The organism is Microbacterium halophytorum (genome assembly GCF_002970975.1).
GTDB classification, from domain to species: domain Bacteria; phylum Actinomycetota; class Actinomycetes; order Actinomycetales; family Microbacteriaceae; genus Microbacterium; species Microbacterium halophytorum.
The window spans coordinates 376,188-398,672 of sequence record NZ_KZ672983.1 but is presented as its reverse complement, the minus strand read 5'-3'; the positions used below and the strand labels follow the sequence as shown (position 1 = coordinate 398,672).

20 protein-coding genes are annotated in these 22,485 nt (G+C 71.8%); 15 read left to right on the top strand and 5 right to left on the bottom strand.

Annotated features, from left to right (window positions below; genetic code table 11):
- Positions 1-17: 17 nt before the first annotated feature.
- Genes C0010_RS04715 through C0010_RS04705 form a run of 3 tightly spaced genes read right to left on the bottom strand, consistent with a single transcriptional unit; the run spans position 18 to position 2,654 of the window.
- Positions 18-1,205: an acetyl-CoA C-acetyltransferase gene (locus C0010_RS04715; protein ID WP_105565894.1), complete on the bottom strand. Its 1,188-nt coding sequence runs from the start codon at positions 1,203-1,205 to the stop codon at positions 18-20.
- A 28-nt stretch (positions 1,206-1,233) separates the two neighbouring features.
- A complete protein-coding gene (locus C0010_RS04710; RefSeq protein WP_105565893.1) occupies positions 1,234-1,881 on the bottom strand; it encodes a CoA transferase subunit B in 648 nt (215 codons plus the stop codon).
- Positions 1,882-1,883: 2 nt separating this feature from the next.
- A complete protein-coding gene (locus tag C0010_RS04705) occupies positions 1,884-2,654 on the bottom strand; it encodes a CoA transferase subunit A (RefSeq protein ID WP_105565892.1) in 771 nt (256 codons plus the stop codon).
- Positions 2,655-2,874: 220 nt separating this feature from the next.
- On the opposite strand from C0010_RS04705, the gene C0010_RS04700 reads away from it, so the two are divergent.
- Entirely contained in the window at positions 2,875-3,168 is a 294-nt protein-coding gene (locus C0010_RS04700) for an Rdx family protein (RefSeq protein WP_105565891.1), read from the top strand.
- A 32-nt stretch (positions 3,169-3,200) separates the two neighbouring features.
- Here C0010_RS04700 and C0010_RS04695 read toward each other — a convergent pair whose 3' ends face one another.
- Together C0010_RS04695 and C0010_RS04690 are read right to left on the bottom strand one after the other, a co-directional pair.
- Positions 3,201-4,127 (bottom strand): LysR family transcriptional regulator, encoded by a 927-nt coding sequence (locus tag C0010_RS04695; RefSeq protein WP_105565890.1) that lies wholly within the window; start codon positions 4,125-4,127, stop codon positions 3,201-3,203.
- A gap of 221 nt (positions 4,128-4,348) precedes the next feature.
- Positions 4,349-4,954, bottom strand: coding sequence for a TetR/AcrR family transcriptional regulator (locus C0010_RS04690; protein ID WP_105565889.1), 606 nt, complete (start codon positions 4,952-4,954; stop codon positions 4,349-4,351).
- Between the two features lie 141 nt (positions 4,955-5,095).
- Between C0010_RS04690 and C0010_RS04685 the strand changes: the two genes are divergently transcribed.
- The 14 genes from C0010_RS04685 (at position 5,096) to C0010_RS04620 (ending at position 22,390) form a co-directional block, all read left to right on the top strand.
- Complete coding sequence (locus C0010_RS04685) at positions 5,096-6,607, top strand: ABC transporter substrate-binding protein (protein ID WP_158685314.1); 1,512 nt, start codon at positions 5,096-5,098, stop codon at positions 6,605-6,607.
- A 59-nt stretch (positions 6,608-6,666) separates the two neighbouring features.
- Positions 6,667-7,608 (top strand): ABC transporter permease, encoded by a 942-nt coding sequence (locus C0010_RS04680; protein WP_105565887.1) that lies wholly within the window; start codon positions 6,667-6,669, stop codon positions 7,606-7,608.
- Positions 7,605-9,368, top strand: a complete 1,764-nt coding sequence (locus C0010_RS04675) for a dipeptide/oligopeptide/nickel ABC transporter permease/ATP-binding protein (RefSeq protein ID WP_105565886.1) — start codon at positions 7,605-7,607, stop codon at positions 9,366-9,368. Before C0010_RS04680 ends, C0010_RS04675 begins: the two co-directional genes overlap by 4 nt.
- Positions 9,365-10,189: an ATP-binding cassette domain-containing protein gene (locus tag C0010_RS04670; protein ID WP_105565885.1), complete on the top strand. Its 825-nt coding sequence runs from the start codon at positions 9,365-9,367 to the stop codon at positions 10,187-10,189. The genes C0010_RS04675 and C0010_RS04670 overlap by 4 nt, the downstream gene beginning before the upstream one ends.
- Positions 10,186-11,418 carry a family 1 glycosylhydrolase gene (locus C0010_RS04665; RefSeq protein WP_105565884.1) on the top strand — a complete coding sequence of 411 codons (1,233 nt, stop codon included), beginning with the start codon at positions 10,186-10,188 and terminating at the stop codon, positions 11,416-11,418. The genes C0010_RS04670 and C0010_RS04665 overlap by 4 nt, the downstream gene beginning before the upstream one ends.
- A complete protein-coding gene (locus tag C0010_RS04660; protein WP_105565883.1) occupies positions 11,415-12,341 on the top strand; it encodes an alpha/beta hydrolase in 927 nt (308 codons plus the stop codon). Before C0010_RS04665 ends, C0010_RS04660 begins: the two co-directional genes overlap by 4 nt.
- 172 nt (positions 12,342-12,513) lie before the next feature.
- Positions 12,514-15,114: a glycoside hydrolase family 78 protein gene (locus C0010_RS04655; RefSeq protein WP_105565882.1), complete on the top strand. Its 2,601-nt coding sequence runs from the start codon at positions 12,514-12,516 to the stop codon at positions 15,112-15,114.
- 28 nt (positions 15,115-15,142) lie between these two features.
- A complete protein-coding gene (locus C0010_RS04650; RefSeq protein ID WP_105565881.1) occupies positions 15,143-16,021 on the top strand; it encodes a nucleoside hydrolase in 879 nt (292 codons plus the stop codon).
- Positions 16,022-16,073: 52 nt separating this feature from the next.
- The gene (locus C0010_RS04645; RefSeq protein ID WP_105565880.1) at positions 16,074-17,090 is read left to right on the top strand and encodes a VOC family protein; all 1,017 of its coding nucleotides are present in this window, start codon (positions 16,074-16,076) and stop codon (positions 17,088-17,090) included.
- 133 nt (positions 17,091-17,223) lie between these two features.
- Entirely contained in the window at positions 17,224-18,195 is a 972-nt protein-coding gene (locus tag C0010_RS04640) for a fumarylacetoacetate hydrolase family protein (protein WP_105565879.1), read from the top strand.
- Positions 18,192-19,181 carry a cyclase family protein gene (locus C0010_RS04635; protein ID WP_105565878.1) on the top strand — a complete coding sequence of 330 codons (990 nt, stop codon included), beginning with the start codon at positions 18,192-18,194 and terminating at the stop codon, positions 19,179-19,181. Before C0010_RS04640 ends, C0010_RS04635 begins: the two co-directional genes overlap by 4 nt.
- A gap of 35 nt (positions 19,182-19,216) precedes the next feature.
- Complete coding sequence (locus C0010_RS04630) at positions 19,217-20,350, top strand: FAD-dependent monooxygenase (RefSeq protein ID WP_105565877.1); 1,134 nt, start codon at positions 19,217-19,219, stop codon at positions 20,348-20,350.
- Entirely contained in the window at positions 20,347-21,363 is a 1,017-nt protein-coding gene (locus C0010_RS04625) for an amidohydrolase family protein (RefSeq protein WP_105565876.1), read from the top strand. Before C0010_RS04630 ends, C0010_RS04625 begins: the two co-directional genes overlap by 4 nt.
- A 73-nt stretch (positions 21,364-21,436) precedes the next feature.
- Complete coding sequence (locus C0010_RS04620) at positions 21,437-22,390, top strand: fumarylacetoacetate hydrolase family protein (RefSeq protein ID WP_105565938.1); 954 nt, start codon at positions 21,437-21,439, stop codon at positions 22,388-22,390.
- The last annotated feature ends 95 nt before the right edge of the window (positions 22,391-22,485 follow it).

Here is a 22,485-nt window from a genome sequence, read left to right as displayed (position 1 = left end):
GACCGGCCCCGCCCGCGTCAGCGCGTCAGGATGAGGGCGTCGCCCTGGCCGCCGCCGCCGCAGAGCGAGACGACGGCGGTGCCGCTGCCGCGCGCCGCGAGCTCGTGCGCCGCCGTGACGACGAGGCGGGTGCCGGACGCACCGATCGGGTGCCCGAGGGCGATGCCGCCGCCGTTCGGGTTGACGACGTCGTCGGGCAGCCCGAGCTCGCGCTGCGATTGCGCGACGACGGCCGCGAACGCCTCGTTGATCTCGACGACGTCGAGGTCGGCCGCGGCGATGCCCTGCTTCTCGAGGGCGCGGGAGACCGCCTGCGCCGGCTGCGACTGCAGCGAGTTGTCGGGGCCGGCGGTCTGCCCGGATGCCCCGAGCGCCGCGAGCACGCCCCACCCCTTCGCATCGGCGTTCGCGCGGGTCGTCACGACCACGGCGGCCGCGCCGTCGGAGATCTGCGACGAGTTGCCGGCCGTGATGCTGCCGCCCTCCGCGAACGCGGGGCGCAGGCGCGCGAGGGTCTCGACCGTCGTGTCGGGTCGGATGCCCTCGTCCGCCGACGCGACGACGGGGTCGCGCCTGCGCTGCGGCACCTCGACGGGCACGATCTCGGCGTCGAAGCGCCCCGACTCGCGCGCGGCCGCGGCGCGTTGATGCGAGCGGGCCGCGACGGCGTCCTGGTCGTCGCGGGTGAGGCCGAAGCGCGCATTGTGGCGCTCGGTCGAGGCGCCCATGCTCTCCTCGTCGAACGCGTCCGTGAGCCCGTCGTACGCCATGTGGTCGAGCACCTCGAGCGATCCGTAGGCGTAGCCGGCGCGCGAACGCGGCAGCAGGTGCGGGGCGAGGGTCATCGACTCCATGCCGCCCGCGACGACCGCGCGCGCGTCGCCCGTCCGGATCATCCGGGCGGCATCGATCACGGCGGTCAGGCCCGACAGGCACACCTTGTTCACGGAGTGCGCCGGAACGTCCCAACCGATGCCGGCGCCGATCGCGGCCTGGCGGGCGGCGTTCTGGCCGGCGCCCGCCGCGAGCACCTGGCCGAGGATCACGGCGTCGATGTCGCCGGGGGTGACGCCGCCGTGCTCCAGGGCGCCCGCGATGGCGCGCGAGCCCAGGGCGGTCGCCGGGAGCGAGGCGAACTGGCCGCCCATGCGGCCCTGCGCCGTGCGCGCGGCGGCGACGAGGACGATGTCTTCTGCGGATGTCATGGCTTCTCCTCCGGGTGCTCGAGAGCGGTCAGGGCGCGTTCGTCAGGGCGACCGTCAGGGGAGGCTCCGTCGCCGCGACGACCTCATCGACGCTGACGCCGGGCGCGACCTCCCGCAGTACGAGCCCGTCGTCGGTCACGTCGATCACGGCGAGGTCGGTGATGATCCTGTCGACGACGCCGAGGCCCGTCAGCGGCAGCGAGCAGTCGTGCACGATCTTCGCCGAGCCGTCCTTCGCGGTGTGGGTCATCAGGACGATCACGCGCTCCGCGCCGTAGACGAGGTCCATGCCGCCGCCGGGGCCCTTCACCATCTTCCCCGGGATCATCCAGTTGGCGAGGTCTCCGCGCGCCGACACCTGCATGGCGCCGAGGATGGCCGCGTCGATCTTGCCGGAGCGGATCATCGCGAAGCTCGTCGCCGAGTCGAAGAACGACGTTCCCGGCAGGGTCGTGACGGTCTCCTTGCCGGCGTTGATGAGATCGGGGTCGACGTTCTGCTCGGTCGGGTACGGGCCGACGCCGAGGATGCCGTTCTCCGACTGGAGCACGACCGTGACGTCGTCCGGGACGTAGTTGGGAACGAGGGTCGGCAGGCCGATGCCGAGGTTGACGTACGAGCCGTCGGTGAGCTCCTCGGCCGCGCGGGCGGCCATCTCGTCGCGAGTCAGTGCCATGGTCACGCCTCCCCGTTCGTCCGGACCGTGCGCTTCTCGATGCGCTTCTCGATGCCCGTTCCCACCTCGATCATCCGGTGCACGTAGACGCCGGGCAGGTGCACGGCGTCGGGGTCGATCTCGCCGGGTTCGACGAGCTCCTCGACCTGGGCGATGCACACCTTCCCGGCCATCGCCGCCAGCGGGTTGAAGTTGCGGGCCGCCTTGTTGAAGACGAGGTTGCCGTGGCGGTCACCGCGGAGGGCATGCACGAGTGCGAAGTCGGCGGCGATCGCCTCCTCGAGCACGAAGTCGCCTCGTTCGCCGAAGGAGCGCACCTCCTTCGCGGGCGAGGCCTGGGCGACGGAGCCGTCGGCGGCGTAGCGCTGGGGCAGGCCGCCCTCGGCGACCTGCGTGCCGAGGCCGGTCTTCGTGTAGAACCCCGCAATGCCCGCACCGCCCGCGCGCAGCTTCTCGGCGAGCGTGCCCTGCGGCGTCAGCTCCAGCTCGAGCTCGCCCGCGAGGAACTGCCGCTCGAACTCCTTGTTCTCGCCGACGTACGAGGCGGTCACCTTCCGGATGCGCCCCGCCGTGAGCAGGATGCCGAGGCCCCAGTCGTCGACGCCGCAATTGTTCGAGGCGACGGAGAGCCCGGACGTCCCCTGCGCGTAGAGCGCCTCGATCAGGGCGGTCGGGTTGCCGGAGAGGCCGAACCCGCCGACGGCGAGGCTCGCACCGTCGGGGACGTCGGCGACGGCCTCCGCGGCGGAGGCCCAGGTCTTGTCGATCGTCATGTCACTCCTTCGTGAGCGGCGCGCGGGCGCGATCGGCCCCGCGCGCTTTCGCACTTCGGACGCTACCCGGTTCGGTTCGCCGCCGTAAGCGGCGGGGCATCGCGGTTGCCGATGCGGGGTATCAGGAACGACGCGGAAGACCGGCCGGTCGCGCGGTGGCGATCACGGCGCCGCTCGGCGGCGGGGGCGCCGCGACGGCCTCGCCTGGCAGAGTGGAGGCATGGCGACACCGCGGATCGAGATCACGTACTGCACCCAGTGCCGCTGGCAGCTGCGCGCCCAGTGGTACGCGGGGGAGCTGCTGCAGACCTTCGAGGAGGAGGTCGGGGAGATCGCGCTGATCCCGGCGACGGGCGGCGTCTTCCGCGTCGACATCGGCGACAAGCGGGTGTGGAACCGCAAGCGCGACGGCGGCTTCCCCGAGATCACCGAGCTCAAGCGGCGGGTGCGGGACGTCATCGCGCCCGGAAGGTCGCTCGGGCACGCCGACGGGAAGGCGGCCGCCGCGGAGTGACGGCCCCGCGGGGCGCCCGCCCGGTGCGCCGGCTACGGCGAGGAGAGCTCCGAGGCGGCCTGCGCCAGCAGCTCGCGCATCCACGCGTGCTCGGGGTCGCGGTTGTGCACCGGATGCCACCACAGCGCGTCGACGATCGGGGTCGCGTCGAACGGGGGCGGCAGAACCCGGATGCCCGGCATCCCGCGGAACGAGGCGGCGAGCTGGCGCTGGACGAGCGCGAGCCGGTCGCTGCCGGCGACGAAGTGCGGCAGGGCGAGGAAGCTCTCGACCACGGCGTCGACGCGGGGTTCGAGCCCGAGCTGCTGGAGCTGCTGCGTCGCCGACGTGTAGGCGGTGCGCGACTGGTAGGTGAACACCCACGGCGACTCCGCGAGGTCGGCCATGGTCGCGGTCTCGCCGATCCGGGTGTTCGTGTCGGCGGCGAGGAGCACCCAATCGTCCGACCAGAGGTCGGTGTAGGGGAGGTCGCTGAGGAAGCCGTGCGGCAGGATCATGCCGTCGACGGAGCGCAGGTAGTGCATCGCGTCGCCGACGACGGTCGGCGAGTGGAGCACGAATCGGAACCGAACGCCCGGTGCGATCTCCGAGGCGAGCGTGGTCGCCCGCGGACCCAGCGTCGCGAAGCCGTAGTCGGAGCCGTAGATCGTGAACTCGCGGGTCGACTCGTGCGGTGTCCAGGTCGCCTGGCTCTCGAACACCCGGCGGGCCGATTCGAGGGCCGTACTGGTGTGCTCCGCGAGGCGGACGGCGAGGGGCGTCAGCTCGTAGGCGTTGCCCCGCCTGGCGAGGATCGGGTCGTTGAAGTGGGTGCGCAGGCGCGCCAGCGACGCGCTCAGGGCCGGCTGGCTCAGGTGCAGGCGCTCGGCCGCGCGCGTCACGCTGCGCTCGGAGAGCAGCGCGTCGAGCGAGACGAGCAGGTTCAGGTCGAGGCGTGACAGCGGGGGGTTCTCGGGCACGGCGGTGTGCTCCTCGGTTCGGTGTCCGGCGGGCAGGTGTGCACGGAGGCTATCACTGGTGTTGATGGAGCGCGCTTCGCGATCGCGCCGGACTATGGGGCGGCAGTCCCGTGATCCTCGAGGCGGCGATGCGCCCGCGGGTCCTCAACATGCCGCGAGGTGCTCCCAGATGTGAGTCCGGAGAGCACCTTGCGGCATTTCTGCGCCGTCGTCGGGTGTGACTACAGCTCGGTCGTCAGGAACCGCTGGATGTGGCGGCGGGAGTCGGCGACCATGTCGACGTCGAAGCCGGTGAGCCAGATCACTTCGAGGCCCTCGGTCATCGAGAGGCAGGAGAGCGCCGCGGCGTGCGCGTCGAGGTCGGGCTCGGCGTCGCCGTCCTCGACGGCTTCTCGGAACGCCGTCTCCAGCCCGCCGAGCACGACCCGCTGGCGGGCCTGGAAGTGCGCGTGCGCCGGATGCTCCGGGTTGAGGGCCTCGGTCGACAGCATGCGGTAGGCCTGCACCATGCCGCGCTTGTCGAGCTGCGTCGCCGTGATCTCGGGCAGTGCTCGGAAGAACTCGATGCCGCGCTTGCCGGCGATGATCGCCTGGGCCTGCTCGTCTCGTCGATCGAGCACGGCGCGCAGCAGCGCGGTCTTGCCGCCCTTGAAGTGATGCAGCACGCCCGTCTGGGTCATGCCGACGCGCCGCGCGATCTCGCTCACGGAGCTGGCGGTGTACCCGATCTCGGAGAACACGGCGAAGGCCGCCTCGAGGATCTGCTCGCGCCTGGCGGCCGATTTCCGGTACTCGCCGCGGCGGTACTCGACGGAAGAGCCTGACATGTGGATCGACGGTAGCAGGCGTCGGGCCAAATTGTTACCAAGCGCCAAAATTGAAAATGTTGACCCCTATAGGTTTTCGATGCTACGGTCGCGTCAGCTCGGTTCCCCGGGCACCCTTCAATGGCGAAAGAGGTGGCGCAGATGCGTCGACGGATCACAGCAGTCGCGGTGGGAGCCGCCGCGGCATTCGCACTGACGGCCTGCTCGGCAGGCTCGTCCGACGGAGAATCCGCGGACGGCGGCGGGCACCTGCGCCTCGGCGCGGTCGTCGACGTCACGACCTGGGACCCGGCGGAGGGTTCTTGGGGCAACGAGGCGCTCTACTTCCAGGCGGTCTACGACACCCTTCTCCGGATGAACAGCGACGGCGAGATCGAGCCGGGCCTCGCCGAGACGTGGGAGTACGACGAGTCGCGCACCACCCTGACGCTGGAGCTCCGCGACGGCGTGACGTTCTCCGACGGCGAGGAGCTCACTGCCCAGGTCGCCGCCGACAGCGTGCTGGCCTACCGCGACGGTGCGGCGCCCGAGGCGGCGAACCTCGCCGACGTCGAGGCGGCGGAGGCGGTCGACGAAGACACGCTCGCGATCCACCTCGCGCAGCCGAACCCGGGCCTCGAGGCGTACCTCACGGCGAACGCCGGCGTCGTCGGATCCCCTGCCGCGACCGACCCCGCGACCACGCCGGTCGGCTCGGGGCCGTACGAGCTCGACCTCGAGGCATCGATCCCCGGGTCCCGCTACGAGCTCACGGCGCGTGAGGACTACTGGGACGAGGACACCCAGGTCTATGACTCGATCACGATCAACTTCTACGCCGACGCGACGGCGACGCAGAACGCGCTGCGCGACAACCAGGTCGACTACTCGAACCTCAACAGCGTCTCCCAGCTGCCCGATGCGGAGGCGGCCGGCTACACGGCGCACCACGCGCCCGTGAACTGGAAGGGCTTCATCCTCTCGGACCGCGAGGGCACCGTGAACGAGGCGCTCGGCGACGTCAGGGTGCGTCAGGCGTTCAACTACGCGCTCGACAGGGAGGCCCTGCTCGAGGCCATCGAGAGCGGCTACGGCGAGCCGACGACGCAGATCTTCGGCGTCGACACGGAGGCGTACAGCGAGGAGCTCGAGGAGCGCTACCCCTACGACCCCGAGAAGGCGAAGGAGCTGCTCGCCGAGGCGGGCTACCCCGACGGCGTCGAGGTCGTGCAGCCGCAGACGAGCTTCACGCCGGCGTCCGACTACGAGCTCGTCGCCGACATGCTCGCGGAATCGAACATCGACATGGTCGCCGACCAGGTCGGCTCCAGCTTCATCGGTGATCTCCTCGGCGGCAAGTGGGGCGCGTTCCAGTTCGGCCTGAACCAGGAGCCGCTCGCGTGGCAGACCTACCAGCTGGCGGTCGCGCCGGGGGCGGCGTGGAACGTGCAGCACGTCGTCGACCCGACGGTCGAGGAGCTCACCGAGCGCATGCGCCACGGCGGTGACGACGCCGATGCCGCCGCGCAGGAGATGAACGAGTACCTCGTCGAGCAGGCGTGGTTCGCCCCGATCTATCGCGTCGACGGCGTCATCGTGACGGGCGAAGGGACGACCGCGACGCAGAAGGTCGGCCAAGCGGTGCCGAACCTCTGGGACATCGTCCCGGAGTGATCGACCGGGCGGCGGGGCGCGGTTCGCGCCCCGCCGCTTCCTCCGACGAAGGCTGAGACATGCTGAAATTCCTCCTCAGGCGGGTCGTATCCGGCGCGGTGCTGCTGATCGCGCTGGCCGTGCTCGCCTACTTCCTGCTCCGGCTCGGCACCGCCGACATCGCGCAGCAGATCGCCGGGCAGAGCGCCGGGCCCGAGCAGGTCGCCCTCATCGAGGAGCGCTTCGGCCTCGACCTCCCGCTGCTCCAGCAGTTCGGCATCTGGGCGGCGTCGCTGTTCACGGAAGACATGGGCCGCTCGTGGTTCACGGGGCAGCCGGTCGGCGCGACCGTCTTCGGGCGCACGGGCGTCACCGTGACCCTCGCGATCGGATCGGTCCTGCTCACGGGAGTCTTCGGCGTCATCCTGGGCGTCGTCGCCGCCACGCGCCGAGGAGCGCTCGACCGCGTCGTGCAGATCCTCGCCGTGATCGGACAGGCCATCCCCGGCTTCCTCATCGCCGTCGGCCTCGTGCTGCTGTTCGCCGTGCAGCTCGACTGGTTCCCCGCGACGGGCTACACCCCGATCGGAGATTCCGTGGCGGGCTGGCTGCAGTCCATCACCCTTCCGATCGTCGCGCTCGCCCTCGGCTCCGTCGGCGGCGTCGCGCAGCAGGTGCGGGGCTCCGTGCTCGACGTGCTCGGCCGCGACCACGTGCGCACCCTGCGCAGCCGCGGCCTGCCCGAGAGCCGGGTGATCTACCGCTACGTGCTGCGGAACGCGGGAGGGCCGGCGCTCAGCGTCCTCGGCCTCCAGTTCGTCATCATCCTGTCCGCGTCCGTCGTCGTCGAGCAGGTCTTCTCGATCCCGGGGCTCGGCCCGATCGCGCTCACGAGCACGATGCAGGGCGACGTGCCGCTCGTCATGGGCATCGTGCTCGTGATGGGCGCGATGGTCATCGTCGTGAACCTCATCGTCGACCTGCTGCAGGGCATCATCAACCCGAAGGTGAGGCTGTCATGACCACGACCCTCGTCACCACGATCGCCAGGAAGGGCGGCCGCGACCACGTCTTCGCGCGCCTCCTGCGCCACCCCCTCGGCGCCCCGTCGATCGGCTTCCTCGCGCTCGTCGCCCTCATCGCGATCGCCGCGCCGTGGCTCGTCCCGATGGACCCGACAGCGACCGACGTGCAGAACGTGTTCGGGTCTCCCGGCGACGGGCACCCGCTCGGCACCGACAGCGCAGGCCGCGACGTGCTCTCGCGCCTCATCATCGGCACCACCTACTCGATCGCCGGCGGCCTCGTCGTCGCGATCGTGGCGGCCGTGGTCGGTGTGACGGGCGGCCTCGTCGCCGGCTACTTCGGCGGCTGGACCGACACCGCCGCGTCGTGGCTGACGTCGCTCACGATGTCGCTGCCCGGCATGGTCGTCCTGCTCGCCGCGCGGGCCGCTTTCGGCCCGTCGATGTGGCTCACGATGGCGCTGTTCGGCGCGATCATCTCGCCGACCTACTACCGCGTCGTCTACAACTCGGTGCGCGCCGTCCGGAACGAGCTGTTCATCGACGCTGCCCGCACGAGCGGCCTGACGACACCGGCGATCATCGGGCGCCACGTGCTGACCGCCGTGCGCGCGCCGATCATCCTCCTCACCTCGGGCATCATCGCGGGCGGCATCGGCATGATGGCCGCGCTCGACTTCCTCGGCCTCGGGTCGCCCGACACCCCGACCTGGGGTCAGATGCTCAGCGAGGGCTTCTACCAGCTCACTCGCGCGCCCCTCCTCGTCCTCTGGCCGGCGCTCGCGCTGGGCCTGACCATGATCGCCCTCGTGCTGCTCGGCACGGCGCTCCGCGACGAGCTCGAGGGATCGCACCGCTCAGCGAAGGGCGCCAGCGAGCCCTGGCACGCCGAGCGCGCGCCCGAGCCGGCGATCGCGCATCCGGATGACGGCACGGCGGAGCCGCTCCTCGAGATCGAGGGCCTCGCGGTCGCCTACCCCGGCGACGACGGGTGGACGACCGTCGTGCACGATGCGAGCCTCACGGTGCGACGCGGCCAGGTGCACGGCCTCATCGGCGAATCCGGCTCGGGCAAGTCGCAGACGGCGTTCGCCGTGCTCGGCCTGCTCGCCACGGGCGGCCGGGTCGTCGACGGCTCGATCCGTTTCGACGGCCGGGAGCTGACGACGCTCACGCCGCGCGACATGAACCGGATGCGGGGCTCCCGCATCGCCTACGTTCCGCAGGAGCCGATGTCGAACCTCGACCCGGCGTTCACGGTCGGCGACCAGTTCACCGACCCGCTGCGCGTCGTGCACGGGATGTCGAAGGCCGACGCGAAGACGAAGGCCCTCGAGCTGCTCGCGATCGTCGGCATCCCCGACCCCGAGCGCACGTACAGCGCCTACCCGCACCAGCTCTCGGGCGGCATGGCGCAGCGCGTGCTCATCGCGGCCGCGGTCGCGACCGAGCCCGACCTGCTCATCGCCGACGAGCCGACCACGGCGCTCGACGTGACGGTGCAGGCCGAGGTGCTCGACCTGCTGCGCGACCTGCGCGAGGAGATCGGCATGTCCGTGCTGATCGTGACGCACAGCTTCGGCGTCGTCGCCGATATCTGCGACCACGTCTCGGTGATGCAGAGCGGCGCGATCGTCGAGACGGGGCCGTGCCGCGGCGTGTTCGCCGACCCACGGCACGAGTACACCCGGCGCCTGTTCGCATCCGTCCCCCGGGGCGAGGCGCGCGGACGCCTGACGGAGGGGACGGACGCATGAGCCTTCTCGAGATCGACGACCTCGTCGTCGAGTACCCGGGGCGCGGGTTCCGCGCCGAGCCGTTCCGTGCCGTGAAGGGTGTCTCGCTCGACATCCGGGCGGGCGAGACGGTCGGCCTCGTCGGCGAATCCGGGTCGGGCAAGTCGACGATCGGCCGCGCGATCCTGGGCCTGGCGCCCGTGACATCCGGAACGATCACGTACGCGGGGGAGGACATCAGCCGCCCGTCCCCCGCGCGCCGGCGGGAGCTGACCCGTGACCTGCAGGTGGTGTTCCAGGACCCGTACTCGTCGCTCGACCCGACCATGACGATCGGCGACATCCTGACCGAGCCGCTCGTGTCGCGCAAGGCGTCGAAGGCCGACGCGAGGGCCCGCGTGCAGGAGCTCCTGGACGTCGTGCAGCTGCCGTCGGACACGCTCGAGCGCCGCCCGCGCGACTTCTCTGGTGGCCAGCGGCAGCGCGTCGCGATCGCCCGCGCTCTCGCCCTTGACCCGAAGGTCATCGTCGCCGACGAGCCCGTGTCGGCGCTCGACCTGTCGACGCAGGCGCGCGTGCTCGAGCTGTTCATCGAGATCCAGGAGAGAACGGGCGTCGCCTACCTGTTCGTCTCGCACGACCTCGCCGTCGTGCGGGAGATGGCGCACCGCGTCGCGGTGATGCGCCGCGGCGAGATCGTCGAGTTCGGAGACGGCGATGCCGTCACGAGCAACCCGAAACACCCCTACACGCAGCGACTGCTGCTGTCGTCTCCCGTGCCCGACCCCGTGGCACAGGAGAAGCGCCGAGCCGAGCGCAGGGAAATCCAAGGAGAGAAATGACCTTCCCGAAGGACTTCTACTGGGGCGTCGCGAGCGCCGGTCACCAGAACGAGGGCGACAGCGTGCACAGCGATATCTGGACGCTCGAGCACACGTCGCCGACGATCTTCCGCGAACCGAGCGGCCCCGCCTGCCGTGCGTACGACTTGTGGGAGACGGATCTCGACGTCATCCGCGACATGGGGCTGAACGCGTACCGCTTCAGCGTCGAGTGGGCACGCATCGAGCCGGCCCGCGGGTCGATCGACTCGGCCGCGCTCGACCACTACGAGCAGGTCGTCGACGGTGCGCTCGAACGGGGGATCACGCCGCTCATCACGTTCAGCCACTTCGCGGCACCGCACTGGTTCGCCGCATCCGGGTCCTGGATCGGCCCCGAGGCGCCCGACCTGTTCGCGGCGCACTGCGACCGCGTCATGGAGCGCATCGGCGACCGGATCGGGGCGGGCATCACGCTCAACGAGCCGAACCTCGAGCAGCTGCTGCAGGCACTCGGCCACATGCCGCCCGAGGTCGAGGAGCGGAAGCGGGCGATGCTCGCGCAGGCGGCGAAGGACGCCGGAAGCGACACCTACTATGCGGCGAACGTCATCCCCGCCGACGACCAGGAGCTTCTGCGCGAAGGCTTCCTCCGCGCCCACCGCGCCGGCAAGCAGGCGATCAAGGCACGCAGGAGCGACCTGCCCGTCGGGGTCTCGATCGCGATCGGCGACGAGGTCGCGATGGCGGGCGGTGAGGCGCGCCGCGACGCCAAGCGCGAACGGGTCTACGACTTCTGGCTGCGCGAGGCCCGAGGCGACGACTTCATCGGGGTGCAGAACTACGAGCGCGTGTGGCACGGGCCTGACGGCGAGGTGTTCCCGGACGGCCCGCGCAACGGCATGGGCACCGTCATCTCGCACGCGTCCGTGGCGGGCGCGGCCCGGTACGCGCACGAGGTGTCGGGCGTTCCGGTGCTCGTGAGCGAGCACGGGATCCAGACCGACGACGACGCCGTGCGCGCCGACTTCGTGCCCGCCGCGCTGGCCGAGCTCGCGCTCGAGGTCGAGCGGGGCACGCCGATCCTCGGCTACTGCCACTGGACTCTGATGGACAACTTCGAGTGGATCTTCGGCTACGGGGCCCAGCTCGGGCTGGTCGCGGTGGACCGCGAGACGTTCGCGCGGACCCCGAAACCCAGCGCCGCCGTGTACGCCGAGGCCGTCCGCCGCTACCGTGAGGCGTCATGAGGATCGAACGCATTCCGCTCCGCGAGGGGCGCGACGACGTCACCCTGACTACCTACGTTCTCGACGACTCGGCCGAGATGCTCGACGGGGCCGCCCGGCCCGCCGTGCTGATCCTGCCGGGCGGCGGGTACCTGAGCTGCTCCGACCGAGAGGGCGAGCCGATCGCCATGGCTTTCGCTTCGCTGGGCTACCACGCCTTCGTGCTGCGGTACTCCGTGTACGGTGACGTCGACTTCACACGGCCCATGGAACCGCGCGAGCGCTCGCAGTTCCCGAATCCGCTCGTGGACGTGGGGCTCGGCATGCGCGAGATCCACGACCGTGCGAGCGAGTGGCGCGTCGACACCGACCGCATCGCCGTCTGCGGCTTCTCGGCGGGCGGGCACAACGCGGCGATGTACGCGACCAACTGGGACAAGCCGGTGATCACGGATGTCGCCGGCAAGGGCCTACGGCCGGCGGCGCTGATCGCCGGTTACGCCCTGACCGATCATGTGGACGCCCTCGAGCGCGGCGAGGAACTGGGGGAGATGGAACGAGCGCTCCGCCGGGCCGTCGCGGTCGCCTACCTCGGCTCCGCCGAGCCCGCTCAGGAGGCGCTGGTCGCGGCGAGCCCCGCGCTCGTCGCCGATGCGAGCACGCCGCCGACCTTCCTCTGGGCGACGGGCGGTGACCCGCTCGTGCCGGCGCGCAACAGCCTCCGGCTCGCGGAGCGCCTCGCCGACGTTGGCGTTCCGTGCGAAGTGCACGTCTACGAGCAGGGTCGTCACGGTCTGTCGCTCGCGACCCAGGCCACCGCCGGCTCGCGCGGCGACATCGAGCCTCGCGCTGCGGACTGGTTCCGCCAGGCGGCCGCGTGGCTCGAGACCCGGTTCGCGATCGACGTCCCCGAGCTCCCCGCCTGGGAGCGCGCGGGCGCCTGAGCTCTCCGCCGCGCGGGTGCGGTTCCCCGCGACCGCACCCGCGCGACGGGCCTCCTGCGGCCGCCGCTCCGCCCGTATGCGATGGCGGCGAGACCGGTTCGGACGATCCGGCCATCGACATCCGTCGCCGTTCTCCGCACCCCTGAACCGATGAACTCCGAGAGGACCTGCGATGATCCGCATCGACCGACTCGCTGCCGAGCACCACGCCGAGCCGATCGGCGTCGGCGAGGCCGAGCCGCGCCTGTCCTGGACGACGTCGGCCGACGCCGCCGGATGGAACCAAGCCGCCTACGAGATCGCCTCGGGCGACGACACGACGGGGCGCATCGACTCGGTCGAGCAGGTGCTCGTCGCATGGCCGTTCGCCCCGATGGCCAGCCGCGAGCGCCGCGAGGTGCGCGTGCGGGTGTGGGGCGAGGACGGCTCCGCCAGCGGCTGGAGCGCGCCGCTCGCGATCGAGGCTGGCCTGCTCGATCCGGCGCTGTGGGAGGCCCGGATGATCGCGCCGGCGCTGCCGGAGCAGGGCGAAGGCGGAGAACCCGCGGCCCTGCTCCGCGGCGAGGTCGACCTGCCTGACGGGGTCGTCTCCGCACGGATCCGGGCGACCGCTCGCGGCGTGATGACGCTGAGCCTCAACGGCGCCGCGGTCGGCGATGACGTGCTCCACCCCGGCTGGACGACGTACGACCATCGCCTGCGCTTCCGCACGTGGGACGTCACGGGGCTCGTCCGCGAGGGCGCCAACGCGATCGGCGTGCACCTGGCCGACGGCTGGTTCCGCGGCTACCTCGGCTTCGGCCGAAAGCGCGCGATCTACGGCGACGCGACAGCCGCGCTCGTGCAGCTCGAGGCGACGCTCGCCGACGGCGCCGTCGTCGTGCGCGGCACCGACGAGTCGTGGCGATCGGCCCTCGGCCCCGTCACCCGCGCCGACCTCTACATGGGCGAGACCTACGACGCGCGCCGCGAGCTCGCCGGATGGGACGAGCCGGGCTTCGACGACTCCGGCTGGAGCGCGACGGAGCCGGCCGACGTCGACACCCGGGCGCTCGTGCATCCCGACGGTCCGCCCGTACGGCGCACTCAGGAGCTCGGGGTCGCGCAGATCATCGCGACCCCGTCGGGGAGGAGCATCCTCGACTTCGGGCAGAACCTCGTCGGACGCGTGCGGGTGCGCGTACCGGCCGCGGACGCCGGGACGGTCGTCACTCTGCGCCACGCCGAGGTGCTCGAGGCCGGGGAGCTCGGCACGCGGCCGCTGCGCGCGGCCCGCGCGACCGACGAGATCATCTCCGCCGGGGAGCCGCTCGAGTACGAACCCGAGTTCACGTTCCACGGCTTCCGCTACGCCGAGGTGTCGGGGTGGCCGGGCGAGATCGACCCATCGTCGTTCACAGCCGTCGTGACGCACACCGATATGCGCCGGCTCGGCGCGTTCGAGGCGTCGGACGCCGACCTCACCCGCCTGCACGAGAACGTCGTGTGGGGCATGCGCGGCAACTTCCTCGACGTGCCGACGGATTGCCCCCAGCGCGACGAGCGCCTCGGGTGGACGGGCGATCTCGCCGTCTTCGCGCCGACGGCGGCCTTCCTCTACGACACCTCGGGCATGCTCGGCGGCTGGCTGCGCGACCTCGAGGCCGACCAGGCGGACGACGGCAACGTGCCGCTGTACGTGCCGAGCTTCTCGGCCTCCGACGACCTGCCGCCGCTCGACGCCGAGGCCGGCTGGGGCGACGCCGCGACGATCGTGCCGTGGACGCTGTACGAGCGCACGGGTGACGCGGGAATCCTGCGGCGCCAGTGGGCGTCGATGACCGCCTGGACCGAGCGCTTCGCGGCGCGCGGCGGCGACGACCTGGCCTTCGAGGGCGGCTTCGCGCTGGGCGACTGGCTCGACGCGGCGGCTCCGGACGACCAACCCTGGGCGGCGCGCCTGCCGTGGCAGCCCGTCGCGGTCGCCTACCTCGCGCAGACGGCACGCATCATGCGCGATGCGGCCGTCGTGCTCGGCGAGCCGGAGGCTGAGGCCCGGCACAGCGACCTCTTCGACCGGGCTGCGCGGCGCTTCCGCGAGGAGTACGTCACGCCCACCGGCCGGGCGGCGTTCGCGTCGCAGACGGCGTACGCGCTCGGCATCCGGTTCGGCCTGCTGAGCGACGAGCAGCTCGCGCACGCGGGCGATCTGCTCGCGCAGCAGGTGGTCGCAGACGACTTCCGGATCGGTTCCGGGTTCCTCGGCACACCGCACGTCGCCGACGCGCTGGCCGACACCGGTAACGGCGCCACGGCGTGGGAGCTGTTGATGCAGCGCGAATGCCCGTCGTGGCTGTACGCCGTGACGATGGGCGCGACGACCGTCTGGGAGCGCTGGAACTCGATGCTGCCCGATGGCTCCATCAACCCCGGCGAGATGACGTCGTTCAATCACTACGCGCTCGGCGCCGTCGCCGACTTCCTGCACCGCCGTGTCGCAGGCCTGGCACCGGCCGCCCCCGGCTACCGGCGCCAGCGCATCGCGCCGTTGCCGTCACCGCACCTGACCTGGGCGCGCGCATCGCACGAGACGCCGTATGGCAGCGCGGCCGTGAGCTGGACGCTCGACGGCGAGGACTTCGCCCTCGAGGTCGTCGTGCCGCCGTCGACCACCGCCGAGGTCGTGCTGCCGGATGGCTCGGCATCGGTCGAGGTCGCCTCGGGAACCCACGCATTCGCCTGCCGCTTCGTCGCGCCCGAGCCGGCCCGCCCCGCCGCCGCCTTCGGCGCGTGAGGCTTCGGGGCGGACCCGAGGAGAACACATGACCTGGACCTTGAAACCCCGCGCCGCGGTCGTCGTCGACAACGACTGGGCGGGGGACCCCGACGGCCTCGTCGCGCTCGCCCACCACGCGCTGTCGCCGGCCGACGACGTCGTCCTCGTGACGGGCTCGTTCACGAGCCCGTCATTCGGGGATCCGACCGGTTCTGCCGCGCAGGGCGCCGGGCACGCGCGCGAACTGCTGGACCTGATCGGAGGGCACGACGGCGTGCCGACGGTCGGCGGGGCCGATGCGGCTTTCGACCCCGCGGGGCGCGAGACCGCCGCGGCGCGGGCGATCGTCGAGGCCGTCCGCGCGCACAGCGAGGTCGTGGTCGTGTGCGGCGGACCGCTGACGAATATCGCCGACGCGCTCGCCGCTGACCCGTCGATCGCGCCGCGCGTGCGGCTCGCGTGGGTCGGCGGATCCATCGCCGATGAGTTCGAGTACAACCGCGACACCGACCCCGCCGCCGCCGAGTTCGTGTTCGCGCACGACGGCCTGCGGATCGACCGCTTCCCGCTCGAGACCTACCGCCTGATGGCGGTCTCGGTCGCCGAGCTCGAGGACGACCTGACCTCATCCGGCGCCGTGGGGCGGTGGCTGTGGCAGAAGTACCTCGACCTCCCGCTCCCGCCGCAGGTCGACGTCGACCCGGTGTGGCCGCTCGGCGACAGCGCGCCGCTCGCCGTGACGGCCCTCCCGCACGCGGCGGCCCGCTTCGCGCAGGACGGGGCGGCCCGCCGCACCTGCACGGCACTCGACGCGCGCCTGATCATCGGCGACTTCTTCGCGCGCCTCCGCCTCCACGCGCGCATCGGGGAGTTCGAGTGTATAAACACCGCTGATAGTGCGGATACTCAGATTCACCTTCCCTGATAGTTGCGATCCCGCGAGAGTGGTACTCAAGCCACCCGAGAAGGGATCAAAGATGATCAAACTGCTGTCGCACCTGTCGTTCGTCACCGTGACGACGCCCGATGTCGAGGCATCCGTGAAGTTCTACGAGGAGCAGGTCGGGATGCAGGTCACAGACCGCATCGACGGCCGCGTCTACCTGCGCTGCTGGGGCGATTACTACCGCTACAGCCTCGTCGTCGCCCCGGGCGACGAGCCGGCGCTCGAGACCGCCGGATGGCGCACCTCCAGCCCCGAGGCGCTCGAGGAGGCCGTGAAGCGCCTCGAGGCCGAGGGCGTCGAGGGCGAGTGGGTCGAGGGCCACGCCATCGGCCGCGCCTATCGCTTCGTGGGCCCGCAGGGCCACCCGATGACGCTGCACTGGGACGTCGAGCACTACTCGTCGGGCGCCGAGCTCGCGTCGATCTACCCCGACCGCCCGCAGCGCCGCTCGTCGCACGCCGGCGCGCCCCGCCAGCTCGACCACGTCACGATCGCCGCCCGCGACGTCGACGCGTTCGTCGAGTGGTACGTGCGCGTCCTCGGCTTCCGCTTCATGGCCCGAACGGTTCTCGATGAGGCGCCTATCTCGGTGTTCAGCGTGCTGACCACCAACGAGAAGTCGCACGACCTCGGCGTCGTGCTCGACGGTTCGAGCCGCGACGGCCGCGTCAACCACTTCGCGTTCTGGGTCGACACCCGCGAGGAGCTGCTCATCGCCGCCGACGTGCTCATGGAGAACGGGACCGACATCGAGTACGGCCCGTCGATTCACGGCATCGGCGAGCAGAACTTCCTCTACTACCGCGAGCCGTCGAGCCTGCGCATCGAGCTGAACACGGGCGGCTACCGCAACTACGTGCCCGACTGGGAGGCGAACACCTGGAAGCCGTCGCAGGGCTCGAACAACTTCTATCGCAACGGCGCTATGCCGATGTCGATGACGGAGTCGTTCCCGCCCGCCGACGGCCCCTCGGCCACGGAGGAGGGCGTTCCGGATGAGATCAAGGACGCGCTCCTGAACCCCTACGCCGTCGAGGGCCGCGGCTGACCCGTGTCTCGCGGCCAGGGCTCCCGAAGCCCAGGCCGCGAGACATCAACCACCGCCGCGGCCCCATCCGGGCCGCGGCGGCGCCTCGGCCACCAGGTCCCGCCATCCGGACCCCATACGTTAGGAAGAGACGATGACGTCACGCCCGCCCCTCGACAACGACTTCGCCCTCGCGCGCTACCGCGACGGCGACAGCACCCGCCTCGGCCTGGTGGCGGGCGATCGCATCCGCCCGATCGGCCCGGATGAGCTGGGAGCCGCAGACCTGAACGCGTTCCTCGCGCAGGGCGAGACCGCGTGGGACCGCGTCGCGGCCCTCGTCGGCGCCGACGGCCCGTGGCGACCGCTCGCCGAGGTCACGCTGACGGCGCCCGTCGAGCCGCGCCAGGTGCTGCAGGCCGGCGCGAACTACCGCGAGCACGTCATCGAGCTGGTGGCCTCGGGCCTCGGCACGACGACCGACGCGACCCCCGAGCAGGCGCGCGAGCGGGCCGCGAAGATCATGGACGACCGCCGCGCCAACGGTGAGCCCTACTTCTTCATCGGCCTCCCGGCGTGCGTCGTCGGCGACGACGTGCCGCTGAGGCTGCCGGCCGCGAGCGACACCCACGACTGGGAGCTCGAGATCGCCGTCGTGATCGGCAAGGAGGCCTTCCGCGTCTCGCGCGAGGAGGCGATGGACCACGTCGCGGGCTACACGATCGTCAACGACATCTCGACGCGCGAGTTCACCTTCCGCCGCGACATGAAGGAGATCGGCTCCGACTGGTACCGCTCCAAGAACTCGCCGGGCTTCCTGCCGACCGGCCCCTACCTCGTCCCGGCGCGGCTCGCCGACGGGGGCAACCTCGACGTGCGCCTCGAGTTGAACGGCGAGGTCAAGCAGGACGCGAACTCCTCCGACCTCCTCTTCGACATCCCCGCCCTCATCTCGGTCGCCTCGCAGATCCATCCGCTGCTCCCCGGCGACCTGCTGCTCACCGGCAGCCCCGCCGGGAACGGCCAGCACTGGAAGCGATTCCTGAAGGACGGCGACGTGATGACCGGATCGGTGCAGGGGCTCGGCACCCAGGTCGTGCGCTGCGTCGCGGAGGAGGCCGCATGAACCTCGAGGACCCGACGCAGATCGACCCGGCGGACCCGGACGGCTACCTCGCGGAGGCGACGCAGGCGTACCGGAACTGGGGCCGGTGGGGTGAAGACGACGTGCTCGGCACGCTGAACTTCATCGACGACGCGGCCCGCGCCCGCGCTGCCGCGCTCGTGGCATCCGGCCGCTCGCTCTCGCTTTCGCAGCCGTTCGACATGGACGGCCCGCAGAAGGGGTGGCGCCGCCGCACCAACCCCGTGCACACCATGCTGGACACGGGCACGGACGCCGAGCGCGGCAACCAGGGCTTCCCGCATGGGATCGGCGGCGCCGACGACGTGATCGCGATGCCGCTGCAGTGCTCGACGCAGTGGGACGGCCTCGGCCACATTTTCGACCGCGGCTTCGCGTGGAACGGCCGCCGTGCGGGCGACGTCGTCACGAGCGACGGCGACCTCGTGACGGGCATCGAGCACACCGCCGCCGAGATCACCGGCCGCGGGGTGCTGCTCGACATGGGGGTGCACCTGCGGCCGGAGACGGGCGAGCTGGAGGACGGATACGCGATCACGGCGGACGACATCGAGTCGTGCATCCGGGCCCAGGGCGCCACGAGCGCCGTCGGGACGGGGGACATCCTGCTCGTTCGCACGGGTCGCTACGCCCGCGCCCGCCGCGAGGGCTGGGGCGAGTACGCCGGAGGGCCCGCCCCCGGCCTGTCGGTGACGACCGCCGGATGGCTGCACCGCACCGAGGTCGCGGCCGTCGCGACCGACACCTGGGGCTTCGAGGTGCGCCCGAACGAGTTCGACGTCGCCTTCCAACCGCTGCACCAGATCGCCATCCCGAACATTGGGCTGACGATCGGCGAGATGTGGGACCTGGACGAGCTCGCCGACGCCTGCCGAGGCGCGGGCCGCTGGGAGTTCCTCCTCGTCGCGCCTCCTCTGCGCATCACCGGCGCCGTCGGGTCGCCCGTCAACCCGATCGCCGTCTTCTAGACACATCCACTCGAGAGAACAGAGAGGTTCTTCCCATGGCCGCAGTCACCAAGGTCGCCGTCGCCGGGTGCGGCGCCGCCAGCATGGCCGTCGCGATCCCGCTCGCCGAGGCCGGCGTCGAGGTCGACGTGTACGAGCTGAAGAGCGAGATCTCCGCCCTCGGCTCCGGCATCACGCTGCAGGGCAACGCCCTGCGCGCGCTCGACCGGCTCGGCGTCTGGGGCGAGGTGCGCGACGAGGGCTATCCGTTCGAGGGCCTCACGCTGCGCGCGCCCGGCCCGGACGCCGCCGTCGTCGCCGAGCTCCCCGAGGTGGGGACCGGCGGCCCCGACTACCCGGCCGGAATGGGCATGTACCGCCCGGACCTCGCACGCATCCTCGCGAAGCGCGCGGAAGAGGTCGGCGTGCGCATCCACTTCGGGTCGAAGGTGACGGGAGTCGCCGAGACCGAGACCGGCGTGCGCGTCGACGTCGGCGGCGCCTCGGTCGGGGAGTTCGACCTGCTCGTCGGCGCGGACGGCCTGCACTCGACGGTGCGCGAGCTGATCGGCATCGAGGAGAAGCCGGAGCCGACCGGAATGGGCATCTGGCGCGCGTTCGTCCCGCGCCCCGCCGAGGTCGCGCAGTCGCAGCTCTACTACGGCGGTCCCGCCTACATCGCCGGCTACACGCCGACGGGCGAGGACAGCATGTACGCGTTCTTCGTCGAGGACGCGCAGGACCGCTTCGCGCTCGGGCCCGCGGAGGGCGCCGAGATCATGAAGGGGCTCTGCGGGGCGTACGGCGGCCCGTGGAACGAGGTCCGCGAGACCCTCGACGAGACCCGCCGCATCAACTACACGTGGTTCACGTCGCACATCATCGACGGCGCGTGGAACCGCGGCCGCACCGTCGTGATCGGCGACGCCGCCCACAGCTGCCCGCCCACGATCGCGCAGGGCGCCGCGCAGGCGCTCGAGGACGGCATCGTGCTCGCCGAGCTCCTGCTCGCGGGCGACGCTGTCGACGACCCGCTGTGGGAGGCGTTCCACGCGCGCCGGATCGCTCGCGCCAGGGCCGTCGTCGAAGCCTCGGTCCAGCTCGGGAAGTGGCAGTTGGAGCACAACCGCGACGCCGACGCCCCCGGCCTCATCTTCGGCATCGCTCATCAGATGGCGGAACCCGCATGAGCGGCCCGATCGACGTGCACGCCCACCTGCTGCTGCCGGCGCTGCAGCAGCAGGTCGCCGAGCGCGATCCGGATGGCTTCGCGGCCGCCCAGGCGCTCGAGGCCCGCCGCACCGGGGCCGAGAGCATGAAGGCCTCAGGCGCGATGGTCGGGGCGGCCTTCGGGAAGCTCACCGAGATCGACGCGCGCCTCGAGTCGATGGACGCCCAGGGCGTCGACGTGCAGTGGGTGAGCCCGTCGCCGAGCCACTACTACCCGTGGGCCGACGAGGAGCTCGCGGTGTGGTCGGCGAAGGAGGCGAACCGGATGCTGGCCGAGCACGTCGCGCTCGCGCCCGAGCGGCTGCGCGGCCTCGGCCTCGTGCCGCTGCAGCACCCGGACCGCCTCGTCGAGCTGCTCGACGACGCGGCGGCGCGCGGCCTGATCGGCGTCGAGCTGTCGTCGTTCGCCGGTGATGTGGAGCTCTCCGACGAGCGGCTCGAGCCGTTCTGGGCGCGCGCCGCCGAACTCTCGCTCATCGTGTTCCTGCACCCGTTCGGGTGCACGCTCGACGAGCGCCTGGATCGCTTCTACCTGTCGAACACCGTGGGGCAGCCGGTCGAGAACGCCGTCGCGATCTCGCACCTGATCTTCGGCGGCGTGCTCGACCGCCATCCGGATCTGAGGATCGTCGCGGCGCACGGCGGCGGGTACCTGCCCACCGCGATCGGGCGCTCCGACCGCGCCTGGCGGGTGCGCCCCGAGGCGCGCGGCTGCGCGCACGCGCCGTCCAGCTACCTGAAGAGGATGTGGTTCGACACCGTCGTGCACGACGAACGGGGCCTGCGCGACCTCGTCGACATCGTCGGCGCCGACCGCGTCGTGCTCGGCAGCGACTTCCCGTTCGACATGGGGCTCGACGCCCCCGTGGCGTTCGTGCGCGGGGCGGCGCTCTCCGGCGAGGCGACGGAAGCGGTCCTTGAGCGGAACGCCGCGGCTCTTGCGGCGGGCATCCGCGCGGGGGTGTCCGCATGACCCGCCCGGTGACGGATACCTGCGGATGCAGGGTCGCGACCGCGGCATCCGGAACGACGGAAGGAGCGCGCCGATGAGGATCGGGCGTTGGACGAGGAGCGGGGCCGACGAGGACGGCTTCATCGAGGACGCGGGAGTGATCCCGTTCCCGGACGGCCTGACCGTCACCGACGTGGTCGCGGGCGGCACCGCAGCGCTCGCGGGGCTGAGGGCCCGCGCGGGCGAACCGGTCGCCGCGCTCGCCGATGTGGCGCTCCGCTCGCCGATCGCGCCCGCGAGCGTGCGCGACTTCGTGGCGTTCGAGGAGCACGTCGAGGGCGTCAGCGCGGGCGTCGAGGGCAAGAGCCACGTCGCCGACGAATGGTACGAGTTCCCGACGTTCTACTTCACGAACCCGCACACGATCACCGGCCCCGGCGAGATCACGCCGCCCGTCACGCGGAAGCTCGACTTCGAGCTCGAGGTCGCGGTCGTCGTCGGGGCGCACGGCACGAACCTCTCGCCGGAGGACGGCGAGCGGGCGATCTTCGGGTACACCATCATGAACGACTGGTCGGCGCGCGACCTGCAGGCCCGCGAGATGCAGGTGCGCCTCGGGCCCAGCAAGGGCAAGGACTTCGCGACGAGCCTCGGCCCCTGGATCGTCACGGCCGACGAGCTCGAACCCTTCCGCGACGCCGACGGCTTCCTCGCGCTTCGGGCCGAGGTCTGCGTCAACGGCGAGCTCGTGGGCGAGGACCTCGTCTCGAACGCCGGATGGCCGTTCGGCGAGTTCGTCGCGTACGCATCGCGAGCGGCGAAGGTCGTGCCCGGCGACGTCCTCGGGTCAGGCACGGTCGGGAACGGCGGCTGCCTCGGCGAGCTCTGGGGCCGAGGCAGCGACCGACCGCCGCTGAAGACCGGCGACGAGGTCCGGATGGTCGTCGAGGGCATCGGGGAGCTCGTCGGCACCGTCGGCGCGGCCGTCGAGCCCCCGGCGATCCCGCCCGCGCGCAAGCGCTCGCGGGCGCGGCGCCGCAGCGACTGAGCCGACCGGGCGCCGGGACGGGACCGCCCGCCCCGGCGCTTCCGTGCGCCCAGTTCTCTGCGGATCAGACATCCGGATGGCCCGCATCATCGATC